Source organism: Actinomadura sp. B10D3 (assembly GCF_039871695.1).
Classification (GTDB): domain Bacteria; phylum Actinomycetota; class Actinomycetes; order Streptosporangiales; family Streptosporangiaceae; genus Spirillospora; species Spirillospora madurae.
The window spans coordinates 429,017-442,960 of record NZ_JBDPLY010000004.1; the positions used below are offsets into that span (position 1 = coordinate 429,017).

The 13,944-nt window shown below is 73.9% G+C and carries 12 protein-coding genes; 9 read left to right on the forward strand and 3 right to left on the reverse strand.

What is annotated here, in order from left to right; translation table 11 throughout:
• Positions 1-164: 164 nt before the first annotated feature.
• The gene (locus ABGB11_RS10370) at positions 165-1,091 is read right to left on the reverse strand and encodes a LysR family transcriptional regulator (protein ID WP_347631262.1); all 927 of its coding nucleotides are present in this window, start codon (positions 1,089-1,091) and stop codon (positions 165-167) included.
• Positions 1,092-1,235: 144 nt separating this feature from the next.
• On the opposite strand from ABGB11_RS10370, the gene ABGB11_RS10375 reads away from it, so the two are divergent.
• The 3 genes from ABGB11_RS10375 (at position 1,236) to ABGB11_RS10385 (ending at position 4,217) form a co-directional block, all read left to right on the forward strand.
• On the forward strand, positions 1,236-2,573 hold the full coding sequence (locus ABGB11_RS10375) for a pyridoxal phosphate-dependent aminotransferase (RefSeq protein ID WP_347631264.1): 1,338 nt from the start codon (positions 1,236-1,238) through the stop codon (positions 2,571-2,573).
• Positions 2,574-2,870: 297 nt separating this feature from the next.
• On the forward strand, positions 2,871-3,443 hold the full coding sequence (locus ABGB11_RS10380) for a hypothetical protein (RefSeq protein WP_347631266.1): 573 nt from the start codon (positions 2,871-2,873) through the stop codon (positions 3,441-3,443).
• A gap of 216 nt (positions 3,444-3,659) precedes the next feature.
• Positions 3,660-4,217 carry a CGNR zinc finger domain-containing protein gene (locus tag ABGB11_RS10385; RefSeq protein WP_347631268.1) on the forward strand — a complete coding sequence of 186 codons (558 nt, stop codon included), beginning with the start codon at positions 3,660-3,662 and terminating at the stop codon, positions 4,215-4,217.
• A gap of 23 nt (positions 4,218-4,240) precedes the next feature.
• On the opposite strand, the gene folP is transcribed toward ABGB11_RS10385, so the two are convergent.
• The gene (folP, locus tag ABGB11_RS10390) at positions 4,241-5,086 is read right to left on the reverse strand and encodes a dihydropteroate synthase (RefSeq protein ID WP_347631270.1); all 846 of its coding nucleotides are present in this window, start codon (positions 5,084-5,086) and stop codon (positions 4,241-4,243) included.
• Positions 5,087-5,264: 178 nt separating this feature from the next.
• Here folP and ABGB11_RS10395 point away from each other — a divergent pair, with 178 nt between their 5' ends.
• The 5 genes from ABGB11_RS10395 (at position 5,265) to ABGB11_RS10415 (ending at position 10,768) form a co-directional block, all read left to right on the forward strand.
• Positions 5,265-6,299 carry a GDP-mannose 4,6-dehydratase gene (locus ABGB11_RS10395; protein ID WP_347631328.1) on the forward strand — a complete coding sequence of 345 codons (1,035 nt, stop codon included), beginning with the start codon at positions 5,265-5,267 and terminating at the stop codon, positions 6,297-6,299.
• 32 nt (positions 6,300-6,331) lie between these two features.
• Entirely contained in the window at positions 6,332-6,595 is a 264-nt protein-coding gene (locus tag ABGB11_RS10400; RefSeq protein ID WP_347631272.1) for a UBP-type zinc finger domain-containing protein, read from the forward strand.
• A complete protein-coding gene (locus ABGB11_RS10405) occupies positions 6,595-8,163 on the forward strand; it encodes an MFS transporter (RefSeq protein WP_347631274.1) in 1,569 nt (522 codons plus the stop codon). The genes ABGB11_RS10400 and ABGB11_RS10405 overlap by 1 nt, the downstream gene beginning before the upstream one ends.
• Positions 8,164-8,245: 82 nt before the next feature.
• Positions 8,246-9,124 carry a LysR family transcriptional regulator gene (locus tag ABGB11_RS10410; protein WP_347631276.1) on the forward strand — a complete coding sequence of 293 codons (879 nt, stop codon included), beginning with the start codon at positions 8,246-8,248 and terminating at the stop codon, positions 9,122-9,124.
• A gap of 51 nt (positions 9,125-9,175) precedes the next feature.
• Positions 9,176-10,768 carry a Na+/H+ antiporter gene (locus ABGB11_RS10415; RefSeq protein WP_347631278.1) on the forward strand — a complete coding sequence of 531 codons (1,593 nt, stop codon included), beginning with the start codon at positions 9,176-9,178 and terminating at the stop codon, positions 10,766-10,768.
• Positions 10,769-10,825: 57 nt separating this feature from the next.
• Here the strand turns inward: ABGB11_RS10415 and ABGB11_RS10420 are convergent, their stop codons facing one another.
• The gene (locus ABGB11_RS10420; protein ID WP_347631280.1) at positions 10,826-11,740 is read right to left on the reverse strand and encodes an Lrp/AsnC family transcriptional regulator; all 915 of its coding nucleotides are present in this window, start codon (positions 11,738-11,740) and stop codon (positions 10,826-10,828) included.
• 706 nt (positions 11,741-12,446) lie between these two features.
• On the opposite strand from ABGB11_RS10420, the gene ABGB11_RS10425 reads away from it, so the two are divergent.
• Positions 12,447-13,883 (forward strand): GuaB1 family IMP dehydrogenase-related protein, encoded by a 1,437-nt coding sequence (locus tag ABGB11_RS10425; protein WP_347631282.1) that lies wholly within the window; start codon positions 12,447-12,449, stop codon positions 13,881-13,883.
• Positions 13,884-13,944 lie beyond the last annotated feature (61 nt).

Here is a 13,944-nt window from a genome sequence, read left to right on the forward strand (position 1 = left end):
TCCGTTTTCGAACGATCCGTAGCGCGCGGGTTGTTCCCTCCTTAGTTCGGGCCCGGAGTCCGATTGGTTCGGAACGGGGGCCGCATCGCCGCTGATGCGGGCCGGAATCGGCCATGCCCGTGGATGCCGCCTTCAAGCCTGGGCCGGTCTCGGAAAACCGCTGGTCAGCCTTCGGGCAGGGTCGGCTGGACGGCCTGGGCGGCGGCGTAGATGGCCCGCAGGGTGACCGCGACCGACGGCCTGCGCACGCTCGCGGACCGGGTCACCGCGTACACCTCGCGGGCGAGCGTGCACTCGGGGATGCGCCGCACCGCCACGTCCTGGTCGCCGGCGGCCAGGGCGAGCGCCGGCACCGCGGTGATGCCGATCCCCCGCGCCACGAGGCTCAGGATCGTGTGCAGCCCCTCGAACTCCCAGGGGACGGGACGGGCCCCGCCGACGGTGTCCAGCAGCCGCTCGACGGCCTGCCGGGACGGCTCCCCGGGCGGGGCCGCCATCCACGGCTCCTCCCTGAGCTGCTGCAGGTCGACGACCCGGTCCGGACGCGACATGGGGTGCGTGCTCGGGACGACCAGGACGAGCGGATCGCGCCGCAGGTGGAAGAACTCCAGCGCGGCGGGCGACTGCTCGGGGACCTTCCCCGTCCAGTCGTCGATGAGGGCGATGTCGACCTCGCCGTTCTGCACCTGGCGGATCCCCGCGCCGGGCACGGTCTGCCGCAGCACGAACGTGAGATCGGGATGGTCGCCGAGGCTGTGCGCCAGCGCGGGCGCGAACGCCACGGCGGCGGTCGGGAACGCCGTGACCACGACCCGCCCCATGGGGGCGTCGGCCTGGGCCGACAGCTCCGCCTCGGCCATCTCCACGAGGTTGAGGATCTCCTCGGCGCGGTCGGCGAGGCGCCGTCCGGCATCGGTCAGCTCCGCGCTGCGGGCGGTCCGGTCCAGCAGCGGGACGCGGGCCTCCCGTTCGAGCGCGGCCAGTTGCTGGGAGACCGCCGAGGCCGTGTAGCCCAGGGCGGCGGCGGTCGCCGCGATGCTGCCACGGCGGGCGAATTCGGCGAGAAGCCGCAGGCGGCGGAGCTCCAGCATCAGCCCATCTTACGGTCACCATCGACGAGAGTCGCTTGTAATGATGCTAAATGGGGGCAAGCATGAAGCGAACCCGGCAGGGTCGCAGCACACGGGGATTTCCACGGTCACCCACCGTCTATCACGCATGCCTTGGAGTAGTTCATGCCTGCCCATAACCATCCCGCCGCCGTCCGGCCGGTGTCGTTCACCCCTCGCCCTGTTCCGCTCTCGGCGACGCTCGCGGTCAATGAAGCCATGGCCCGCAAGCGGAGACGCGGCGAACGCGTGCTCCCGCTCGGTTTCGGGGAGGCCGGGATCCCCATCCATCCCGCGCTGACCCGCGAGCTCGGCGCGGCCGCGGACCGCGGCGGCTACGGGCCGGTGGCCGGCTCGTCCGCCCTGCGCGCCGCCGCGGCCGGATACTGGGCGCGCCGCGGGCTGCCCACGGACCCGTCCGCGGTCGTCGCCGGCCCGGGGAGCAAACCGCTGCTGTTCGCCCTGCTGACCGCGCTGGGCGGTGATGTGGTGGTCGCCGCGCCGAGCTGGGTGAGCTACGCGGCCCAGACGTCCCTGGCGGGGGCGGAGCCGATCCGCGTGGCCACCCCGCCGGGCGAGGGCGGCGTGCCGAGCCCCGCGCTGCTGGCGGACGCCGTGGTGCGGGCGCGGGCCCGGGGGCGCGACGTGCGGGCCGTGGTGGTGACGCTGCCCGACAACCCGACGGGGACGATCGCGTCCGAGGCGACCGTCCGGCGGCTGTGCGCGGTCGCGCGCGAGCAGGACCTGGTCGTGATCTCCGACGAGATCTACCGCGACCTGGTGCACTCCCCCGGCCGGACGGTGCCCTCCCCCGCCCTGTACGCGCCGGAGCGGACGGTGGTGACGACCGCGCTGAGCAAGAGCCTGGCGGCCGGCGGCTGGCGGATCGGGGTGGCGCGGCTGCCGGACGGGCCGTTCGGCGCCGCGCTGCGCGGCAGCCTGCTCGGGGTGGCGAGCGAGATCTGGTCCAGCGCCCCGGCGCCGATGCAGCACGCCGCCGCGTACGCGTTCGCCGAGCCGCCCGAGCTGGTCGAGCACGTCGACCGCAGCCGGCGGCTGCACGCGGCGATCACCGGCGCGGTCGCCGACCGGTTCGCCGCCGCGGGCGCGCGGGTCACGCGTCCGGAAGCGGCCTTCTACGTCTACCCCGACTTCGGTCCGATCCGGGAGGTCCTGGAGACCGGCCACGGCGTCCGGACGGCCGCCGACCTCACGCACCTGCTGCTGGAACGCCACGGCGTCGGCGTCCTGCCGGGCAGCTCCTTCGGGGACGCCCCGTCCGCGCTGCGCATGCGGGTGGCGCCGAGCCTGCTCTACGGGGAGGACGACGAGCAGCGCCTCGCGGCCCTCGCGGCGCCCGACCCGGCGTCCCTGCCCTGGATCTCCGACGCGCTCGACCGGCTCGGCGAGGCCCTCGCCGACCTGTCGGCCTCCGTCACCGTGGGTGAGCCGGCACTCGCCTGAGGCGGTCCTCGCCGCGGGCCGTCCGCTTTCGTCGGGACGGCCCGCGGACGCCTGCCCGCGTGAGGCTCCGAGCGCGCATCGTGACGGCGCCCGCCCCGGCCGGGAACGGCCGCCGGAGAGTTCGGCGCCCGCCCCGACCGGGGCGTATAAGCGTGGTGTAAGGTCCAACGACGCACGGGGCGAACGTCGCTTATCGACCAGGGGCAGGCCAAGGGGCGTCCCGCCCGCCCCGCCCGTGGTAAACCCAGGGCGAACGTGAAGCCGCGGAAGTGATGACAGAAGGCGAGGGGGCCCGCCATGAGGCATGCACGGGACGGGGCTGCCGCGGCGATGAACGCCGCCTCCAGAATCCTGGTCGCGCGGGGCAAGAACGAGCCCCAGGAGATGGAGAACCCCGACGTCGCCTGGGGGCAGCGGGCCCGTGACGGCGTGTGGGTGCCGACGCGGGACGGGCAGCGGATCCACCTCGGCATCGACGTGGCGGCCGCCGACACCGTCGCCCAGGTCCTGCGTCCCAGCCTGCGGGTGTTCGTCGGCGTGGACGTCGACACCGACATCGTCGCGCAGACGACGGCCGGCGGGGTGCGGCTGCTCACCGTCATCCACGGCCCCGACGCCCCCACCGAGTTCCGGTTCGCCGTCTCCCTCGCCGACGGGCTGACCCTGGAGTCGATGCCGTCCGGCGGCTACGACGTCGTCCACCTGCGCTACGGCGCGACGGTCGGGCGGCTCTACAACCCGTGGGCGAGCGACTCGATGTTCCGCCAGGTGAAGGCGGACTACACGCTGGAGGGCTCCGCGGTCACGATGCGGGTCCAGCACACCGACGCGTTCTACCCGGTCGTCGCCGACCCGCATTACGAGCGCTGAACCAGCCACTTCCAGTTGCCACCACACCGTTCGACGCAAGTGTCCGGATGTGGAACGTTCCGGCCGTCGAGGCCGTCCCCGCGCCCCGACGTATATTGGCGGTGTGCCAGTAAACGGGAGGGCTCCGCGTCATAAGGTGGGGTCCGCGGGCCGCGTGCCGGCCCCGGCGGCGCCGCCGGGAGCACACCCGCCCGGCCCTCGGAGACTGGAGTCATTGTGATCTTCACTCATGACACCGAGCACGCGCTCGCCGTCGTCGTCGACCTGATCAACACCGGCGCGGCGGCGTCCGGCGCGGAGGGGCTCGGCGGGCTGCCGGGCCTGCGCGGGTTCGTGGAGCGCAACGCCTTCAGCGACGTCGGCGCGCTCACCGAGGCCGACCTGGCCCGGGTGCTGGACCTGCGCGCCCGGTTCCACGCGGTCTTCCGCGCGGAGGGCGTCCCGTCCGCGGTCCGGCTGATCAACGAGATCGTCGGCGAGGTCCGCGCCACGCCGCACCTGACCGACCACGACGGCTACGACTGGCACGTGCACTTCTTCGCGCCCGGCGCACCGCTCGGCGAGCACCTGGCCGCGGACTGCGGGATGGCGCTGGCCTACGTGGTGGCCGCGGGCGAGCTGGACCGGCTGCGCACCTGCGAGGCGCCGGACTGCTCGCGGGTGCTGGTCGACCTGTCCCGCAACCGGTGCCGCCGCTACTGCGACAGCCGCACGTGCGGGAACCGCATGCACGTGGCCGCCTACCGGGCCCGCCAGCGCGAGGCCGCGCACTGAGCCCGCGCTGAGCCCGCGTTGGGTCAGCCCGCGGCGCCGATGCGGCTGACGGCGTCCAGGGCGGCCCGGGCGGCGGGGACGTCGTGGACGCGGAACACGCGGGCGCCGAGCAGCGCGGAGACACCGAGGACGGCCATGGTGCCGACGCCCCGCTTGTCGACGGGGCGCCCGAGGGTCTCGCCGATGAAGTCCTTGTTGGAGACCGCGACCAGGACCGGCCATCCGGTGGCGGTCAGCTCGCCGAGCCGCCGGGTGATCTCCAGCGAGTGGCGGGTGTTCTTGCCGAAGTCGTGCGCGGGGTCGATGAGGATCGCGTCCCGGCGGACGCCGAGGGCGGCGGCGCGCTCGGCCTCGGCGGTGACGTGCCCGACCACGTCCGCCACGACGTCGTCGTAGCCGATCCGGTGCGGGCGGGTGCGGGGGGCGAGGGCGCCGGCGTGCGCGCAGACGAGCCCGATCCCGTGCGCCGCGGCGACCTCGGCGAGCCGCGGGTCCGGCCCGCCCCAGGTGTCGTTCAGCAGGTCCGCGCCGACCCGCGCCACCGCCTCGCCGACCTCCGCGCGCCAGGTGTCGACGCTGATCACCACGTCCGGGTGCCGCTCCCGGACCGCCGCGACGAGGTCGACGACCCGCCGCAGCTCCTCGGCGACACCGACGTCCTCCCCGGGGCCGGCCTTCACCCCGCCGATGTCGACGATGTCGGCGCCGGCCGCGACGGCCCGGCCGGCGGCGGCGAGGGCCGCGTCGAAGCCGTAGGTGGCGCCGCGGTCGAAGAACGAGTCGGGCGTGCGGTTCACCACGGCCATGATCGCGCGCGGGCCGATCTCGCGCCCGTTCAGCCGCAGCGGCGGCGCGTCCGGAGAGCTCATGATGGGTCTCACCGTGGCACACGCGCGGGCCGGCGGGCGAACCAGAAGGGAATTCGGTTCAAACGGCGCCCTCCCTCGTCATGGACATGTTCTGGTCGGTAATCTCATATTTCACGCTCGTTGCGGGTTCTGCCCGTGGTGGGCCCGCGTCGGACCTAATTCAGCCATGGAGGATCCGCTGTCCAGGCGAGCACTCATCACCGGCATCACCGGACAGGACGGCTCGTATCTGGCCGAGCATCTGCTCGGGCTGGGGTACGAGGTCTGGGGCCTGGTGCGGGGGCAGGCGAACCCCCATGTGTCGCGGCTGCGCAAGCACATCGGCGACGTGCAGATCACCACCGGCGACCTGCTGGACCAGGGCAGCCTGATCTCGGCGGTCGAGCGGGTCCGGCCCGACGAGGTCTACAACCTGGGCGCGATCTCCTACGTGCCGATGTCGTGGCAGCAGGCCGAGCTGACCGCCGAGGTCACCGGCATGGGCGTGCTGCGGATGCTGGAGGCGATCCGGGTGGTGTCGGGCATCAGCCCGTCCCGCACGCCCGGCAGCGAACAGATCCGCTTCTACCAGGCGTCCTCCTCGGAGATGTTCGGGATGGTGCGGGAGACCCCGCAGAACGAGAAGACGCCGTTCCACCCCCGCAGCCCGTACGGGGTGGCGAAGAGCTACGGGCACTACATCACGCAGAACTACCGCGAGTCCTACGGGATGTTCGCGGTCAGCGGCATCCTGTTCAACCACGAGTCGCCGCGCCGGGGCGCCGAGTTCGTGACGCGGAAGGTGTCGCTGGGCGCGGCGCGCATCAAGCTGGGCCTGGCCACGGAGCTGCGGCTCGGCAACCTGGACGCGCGGCGCGACTGGGGCTTCGCCGGCGACTACGCCCGCGCGATGCGGATGATGCTGGCGCAGGACTCCCCCGAGGACTACGTCATCGGAACGGGCCAGACGCAGTCGGTACGCGAGCTGGTGGAGTTCGCGTTCCGCACGGCGGGCCTGAACTGGGAGGACCACGTCGTCCTGGACGCGAAGTACACGCGTCCGGCCGAGGTGGATCTGCTGTGCGCCGACCCGAAGAAGGCCCGCGAGCAGCTCGGCTGGGAGCCCGAGGTGTCGTTCGAGGACCTGGTGACGATGATGGTCCAGTCGGACCTGCGGCTGCTGTCGGAGTCCGCCCGCCCGGAGGACGAGCCCTTCAGCCCCGATCATTGGTGATCCGGTTACCGGCGCCGTGGCACGATTCAGACATGGCCACTTGCGATCACGTGCAGACCGTTCCGGCAGAGGATCCGTCCCCCAACACGCCGCAGGGCTGTGAGGAGTGCCTCGCCGAAGGGACGCGGTGGGTCCACCTGCGGCTCTGCCTGGGCTGCGGGCATGTGGGCTGCTGCGACTCCTCCCCGATGCGGCACGCCACCGCCCACTACCAGAAGGAGGGGCACCCGATCGTCCGGTCGTTCGAGCCGGGCGAGGACTGGCGCTGGTGCTTCGTCGACAACCTCATCGTCTGATGCCCGACGTCCGGCTGCGCAGTGGCCCCGGACGCTGGATCCTGCTGGCGACCGTGCTCGGGTCGAGCGTGGCGATGCTCGACGCGACGGTCGTCAACGTGGCGCTCCCGGCACTGGGCCGGGACCTCGGCGCCGACGTCGCCGGCCTCCAGTGGACCGTGAACGCCTACACGCTGACGCTCGCCGGCTTCATCCTGCTCGGCGGCTCCCTGGGCGACCGGTTCGGGCGGCGCCGCATCTTCCTGGTCGGCGTGGTCTGGTTCGCGGTCGCGTCGGTGCTGTGCGGCATGGCGCCGAACATCGAGACGCTGATCCTGGCGCGGGCGCTGCAGGGCGTGGGCGGTGCCCTGCTCACCCCGGGCTCGCTGGCGATCATCCAGGCGTCGTTCGCGGCCGACGACCGTCCCCGCGCGGTCGGCGCCTGGTCGGGCCTCGGCGGCGTCGCGGGCGCGGTCGGCCCGTTCGCCGGCGGCTGGCTGGTCGAGGCGGCCGGCTGGCGGTGGGTGTTCCTGCTGAACGTGCCGCTCTCCGCCGTCGTGGTGCTGGTCGCGGCCCGGCACGTCCCCGAGAGCGTCGACCCGGAGGCGCGCGGGCGCTTCGACATCCTCGGCGCGGTGCTGGCGGCGCTGGCGCTCGCCGGGACCACCTACGCGCTCACCGAGGCGCCGGGCGGGGGCGCGGCGCCGCCGGTCATCACCGCCGCCGCCCTCGCCGGGCTGGCGGCGGCGGTGGCGTTCGTGCTGGTCGAGCGGATGCGCGGGCGGGGCGCGCACCTGCCGGGCGCGCGGACGGGACACCCCGCGCCGCAGCCGATGCTGCCGCTGGACGTGTTCGCCTCGCGGCAGTTCTCCGCCGTCAACGTCGTCACGTTCATCATGTACGGCGCCATGGGCGTGCTGTTCTTCCTGTTCGTGCTCAACCTCCAGGTCGTCGGCGGGTTCTCGCCGATCGCGGCGGGGACGGCGCTGCTGCCCGTCACCGTGCTGATGCTGCTGCTGTCGGCGCGGGCGGGCGCGCTCGCGCAGAAGATCGGCCCGCGGCGCCCGATGACCGCGGGGCTGGTGGTGGCGGCGGTCGGGATGCTGCTGGTCGGCCGGGTCGGGGAGGACTCGTCCTACGTCCGGGACGTCCTGCCCGCCGTGGTGGTGTTCGGGCTGGGGCTCTCCGCGGTGGTCGCGCCGCTCACCGCGACCGTGCTCGCCACCGCCGACGCCCGGCACGCGGGCGTGGCCAGCGGCGTCAACAACGCGGTGGCGCGGGCGGCCGGGCTGCTGGCGGTGGCGGCGATCCCGCCGCTGACCGGGCTGACGGGCGACGCCCTGAACGATCCCGGCGAGTTCGCGCACGGGTTCCGGCTCGCGATGGTCACGTGCGCCGCGCTCCTGGCCGCCGGGGCCGTGCTGACCTTCCTCACCGTGAACGACGACGCGCTGCGCACGCCGACCGGCGAGGCCGTCGAGCCGGAGTGCAGGCGCCACTGCGGCGTCGGCGCCCCGCCGCTCCAGCCCGAGCGGGAGGCGATCCCGGCGGCGCCGCCGGGAGGCCCGGCACCGGACGCCAAGGCCTGATCGGCGGTACCGGCGCGGCCACACCCGGTCCGGATCCGGCTATGTCCAGGACCGCAGCGGTTCGTTGGCATACGGTCGGTGCATGAATCTGCGGCAGCTGCGCTACGTCGTGGCGACCGCCGACCACGGCACGATGACGTCGGCGGCCCAGGCTCTCTACGTGGCTCAGCCCGCGCTGTCGCGGGCCGTCCGCGAGCTGGAGCGCGAGCTCGGCGTCGAGCTGTTCGCGCGGTCGGGCCGCGGCGTCGTGCTGACCCCGGTCGGCGAGCAGGTCGTCCGGCAGGCCCGCGTCGCGCTGGACGCCGTCGACGCGATCGAGGGCCTGTCGGTCGCCCGCGCCGACGGGCGGGGCGCGGAGCTGCGCATCGCCGTCACCGCGTCCCTGGAGCCGGAGCTGACGGGCCGGCTCATCCCGCGCTTCGCCCGGGACCAGCCGGCCGTCCGGGTCCGGGTGATCCGCTGCGCGGACCGCGACCAGGTCGCGACGGCGCTGCGGGTGGGCCGCGCCGAGCTGGCGCTGACGGACCTGCCCGTCCCCGGCGACATGACCGCGCACCCGTTCGAGCAGCGGGAGGTGGTGCTGATCTCGCCGCCCGCGCTGAAGGTCCGCGAACCGGTGCCGCCGGCCGCGCTGGACGGGATGCGGCTCGTGCTGCCCGCCCGCGGCAGCGCCCCGCGCGCCGAGATCGACACGATGCTGCGGCGGATCGGCGCGCGGCCGGTCCCGGCGGTGGAGTCCGACGAGCGCGGCGCGTGGCTCGGCTGGGTGCGGGCCGGGATGGGCTCGCTGCTCTGGTACCGCAACCAGATCGACGACACCGAGGGCGTGACCGTCCGGTCGTTCATGCCGCCCCTCACCCGCATGATCGGGCTCGTCCACGCGCACCGGCGGCTGCCGCCCGCGGCCCGCGACTTCCTGACGTTCGCCAAGGAGACGCCCCGCGACCACCACGCCCGCTGACCCGCCGCCTCGCCGGGTGCCGGGGCGTTCCGCCATGCCATCATTCGGCGGGTGGAGACGACACACGCGCTGTGGCTGCTGGCCATCCCGGTCTGCGCCCTCATGGTGGCGGCGGGGGCGCGCCGCTTCGGACTGTCGGCGCCGCTGGTCCTGGTGATCGCGGGACTGGGCTTCTCGTTCGTCCCGGGCGTGCCGGAGTTCGAGCTCGACCCGGAGTTCGTGCTCTACGTCTTCCTGCCGCCGCTGCTGTTTTCCGCGGCGTGGAACAGCTCGTTCGCCAACCTGCGCGAGAACGCGTGGTCGATCGGGCTGCTGTCGATCGGGCTGGTGCTGTTCACGACGTTCGCCGTCGGGTACGCGGCGTACCTCCTCGTCCCCGGGCTGCCGCTGGCGGCGGCGTGCGTGCTCGGCGCGATCGTGGCGCCGCCCGACGCGGTGGCGGCGGTGAGCGTCGCGCAGCGCCTCGGCCTGCCCCGCCGGACGGTGACGGTGCTGGTCGGCGAGAGCCTGTTCAACGACGCGACGGCGCTCACCGCGTTCCGGGTCGCGCTGATCGCGGCGACCGGCGCCGGGTTCACGCTCGTGGACGGCGTCTGGCGGTTCCTGTTCGCCGCCGCCGCCGGCACGGCCGTGGGGCTGCTCCTCGGGCCGCCGCTGCACTGGCTGCGCACCCGGCTGGACGACCCGCTCGTGGAGAACGGCGTGGTGCTCGTCGCGCCGTTCGCGGCCTACCTCATCGCCGAGAGCGTGCACGCCTCCGGGGTGATCGCGGTGGTGGTCAGCGGGCTGTACCTCGGCAACCGGGAGACCGAGTCCGCGGCGGTGACGCGGCTGATCGGGCACTCGTTCTGGAAGGTCATGGTCTTCGTGCTGGAGTCGGTGGTCTTCCTGCTCATCGGGCTCCAGCTGCCGCCGGTGATCGACGGGCTGTCCGGGTGGAGATGGCAGGAGCTGGCCTGGTGGGCGATCGCCGTCTTCGCCGTCACGGTCGCCGCCCGGTTCGCGTGGGTGTTCCCGGCGGCCCAGCTCTCCCGGCTGCTGTCGCGGCGGGAACGGGCCCGCGGGAAGGTCGGCCGGCGCGGCATGGTGGTGGTGTCGTGGGCGGGGATGCGCGGCGTGGTGTCGCTCGCCGCGGCGTTCGCGATCCCGTTCGCCGACGACGGCCGCCCGTTCCCCGGCCGCGATGTGATCCTCTTCCTGACGTTCACGACCGTCCTCGGGACGTTGCTGATCCAGGGCCTGACGTTCCCCGCGCTCATCCGCGCGCTCGGCATCGCCGGCGACCGCGAGCGCTACAGCGACACGGTGGCGGAGGCCGGCGCGCAGCACGCCGCCGCGCAGGCCGCGCTGGAGCGGCTGGAGGAGCTGAACGCCGCGGAGAGGCTGGACGACTCGGTGGTGGAGCGGCTGCGCCAGCTCACCGAGCAGCGGCAGCTGCGCGCCTGGGAGAGGCTCGGCGGCGGGACGGGCCCGGAGGGCGAGGAGGTGCCGACCGCGACGTACCGGCGGCTGCGGCGGGAGATGCTGCAGGCCGAGCGCCGGGTGTTCGTCCGGATGCGGGACGAGCGGCGCATCGACGACGAGGTGCTCACCCGCGTCATGCACGAGCTGGACCTGGAGGAGGTCGCCCTCAACCGCGACTAGCGGGACGTGCGGTGGCCCCGGCCACGGTGCGCGCCGTGGCCGGGGCTGCGGTCCGGGTCAGGACGACCCGTTGAGGGGCTGGGCGGGGAGCTCGACGGTGTAGGACTCCTTCACCACGTCGAGGTGGTGCCAGGACTCCCGCACCGTGACGCCGGGCACCGACCGGATGGCGTCGAGCACGGAGACCAGCTCGCCGCGCGAGGCCGCCTCGGCCTGCCCGACGATGTCGTAGCGCCCGAAGCCGGTCGCCAGGTACCGGACGCCGTCCTGGGCGGCGACCGCGTCGGCGACGGCCCGCAGCCCCCCGGTCACCAGCAGCCCGAAACCGCCGAGCTCAGCGGCGCCGAGGGCCAGCGGGTCGGCCAGGCCGGTGACCTGGATGACGCCGGTGCGCATGAGCCGGACCACCCGGGCCCGGGTGGCCGCCTGGGAGAGGCCGATGACGTGCGCGAGGCGGGTGTAGGGGGCGCGCCCGTCGCGCTGCAGCTCGTGCAGGAGCCGCCAGTCGATGTCGTCGAGGGTGACCTCGCCGAGCTCGCGCACCACCGTGTGCGTGTCGCGCACGGTGGCCACCGACCGGAACACCTCGGCCGCGCGCACGCCGGGGACGGACCGGATCTGGTCCACCTCGGCCGCGAGCGCGGCGTCGTCGCGGGTGCGCACCTGCGCGACCAGGTCGTACGGGCCGGCGGTCAGCGCGGTGAAGCTGACGGCGGGGCGCTCGGCGACCGCCTTGGCGACCTCCCGGGCGGAGCCCTCCACGGTGACCGAGACGTGCCCGATCGCCTCCGCGCCGACGACGGCGGCGTGCACGATGCCGACGACCCGGACGACCTGCGTTTCGAGAAGGTGCTGCACCCGTGCCCGCACGGCCGTGCGGGAAAGCCCGACGCGGTCGGCGAGCGCCTGGAACGTCGCCCTGCCATCCCGCTGGAGCTCGCGGACGAGCACGGCGTCGACCGCATCCAGCACGGTTCTCCTCCTCGACATGTGGTGAATCGTTTTGCCAGCGACTGCAAGATCATTCCATTTCAGGACGGTATGGCGTCAAATATTGATCTTGCTCGTGTTCGCCATGCCCGGCGGCCGTCGAAGCGTCGGTGACCGGTTCTGGAAGGCGACGTTTCCGACGTCGCGTAAACCGGCGCGGGAGCGCAACGCTGCCGGGCCGCGCCGCGCTCGGCGCGGCGCGGCCGCGCGGGCGGCGGGCGCGCGCGGGCGCGGTGATCACTCGGGCGATCGCCGCGCGGCCGGAACGGCCCGCGGCGCGGACGAACGGGGCACACCGGGGCCGAGTGCGTGACCTGCATGCGCTTCTCCCGGTGTTCTGCTGTCACGCCCCCTCCGGCGGATCCACCGTCCGCATGAGGCACATGTAAGAAAAGTGCATCGGGGGCGCAGTTACGTCAAGAGGTAACTTTACAGAGAGCCAAGCCCCACGTTGCACCGTTTTCAACCACGTCTGCCCGGTCACTTTCGTTATGCCTGGAAGGAGGCGGACACCGCGGCGGAGATCACATCGGCACCGCGGCGGGGACACCGTGTCATCGCCCCTGGGTGCGGCCCCGCGGGCCGGTGCCGGGCGGGCCGTCCCGGCGTGTGCGGAGCATCGCCGGGTATGACCGACAATGTTCGGTGGCCCAGCCACTCTGATCCGGGATTGGTGTGTAGTACAGCCGTGCACCTGCTGAACGGTGGGCGTTCCGCTCACGATCTCACGTACAACGACGTGTTCATGGTCCCCCGCCGCTCCTCGGTCGGGTCGCGGCTGGAGGTCGACCTCGCCACCTCCGACGGAAGCGGCACGACCATCCCGCTCGTCGTGGCCAACATGACGGCCGTGTCGGGCCGCCGGATGGCCGAGACGGTCGCCCGGCGGGGCGGTATCGCGGTGCTCCCGCAGGACATCCCGGTCGGCGTCGTCGCCGAGGTCATCCGCTGGGTCAAGGGCCGCGACCTGGTCGTGGACACCGCGATCCGGCTGGACCCGTCCAGCACGGCCGGGGACGCGCTCGCGCTACTGCCGAAGCGGGCGCACAACGCCGTCATCGTCGTCGAGGACGACCGTCCGGTGGGCGTGGTCACCGAGGCCGACTGCCAAGGCGTCGACCGGTTCGCCCAGCTCCGCGACATCATGTCCCGCGACCTGGTGACGCTGCCGGCCGGCGTCGACCCGCGCGAGGCGTTCGACCGGCTGCACGAGCGCGGCCACCGGCTCGCCCCCGTCGTGGACGGCGAGGGCCGCCTCGCCGGCGTCCTCACCCGCACGGGCGCGCTGCGCGCCACCCTCTACACGCCGGCGACGGACGCCGCGGGCCGGCTGCGCATCGCGGCCGCGGTCGGCGTCAACGGCGACGTCGCGGGCAAGGCGAAGGCGCTGCTGGAGGCGGGCGCCGACCTGATCGTGGTGGACACCGCGCACGGCCACCAAGAGAAGATGTTCGCCGCGCTCGCCGCCGTCCGCGGCCTGGACCCCGGCGTCCCGGTGGTGGCGGGGAACGTGGTGACCGCCGAGGGCACCCGCGACCTGATCGAGGCCGGCGCCGACATCGTCAAGGTCGGCGTGGGCCCCGGGGCGATGTGCACGACCCGGATGATGACGGGGGTCGGCCGCCCGCAGTTCTCCGCCGTCCTGGAGTGCGCCGCCGAGGCGCGCCAGCACGGCCGGCACGTGTGGGCGGACGGCGGCGTCCGGCACCCCCGCGACGTCGCGCTCGCGCTCGCGGCGGGCGCGGCGAACGTGATGGTCGGCTCGTGGTTCGCCGGCACCTACGAATCCCCGGGCGACCTGCAGCGCGCCGCCGACGGGCGCCTCTACAAGGAGAGCTTCGGGATGGCGTCCGCGCGGGCGGTGCGGCTGCGCACCGCCGAGGACTCCCCCTTCGACCGGGCCCGCAAGGCCCTGTTCGAGGAGGGGATCTCCACGTCCCGGATGTTCCTCGACCCGCAGCGCCCCGGCGTGGAGGACCTGATCGACTCGATCGTGGCGGGGCTGCGCAGCTCGTGCACCTACGCGGGCGCCCGCACCCTGGAGGAGTTCCACGAGCAGGCCACGATCGGGATCCAGAGCCCGTCCGGCTACGCCGAGGGCAAGCCGCTGTCCAGCAGCTGGTAAACGCCGCTTCTCGCACCGGGCCGCCGTCGCCGCAATTCGCGACACGCCGCCGCCGGCACGC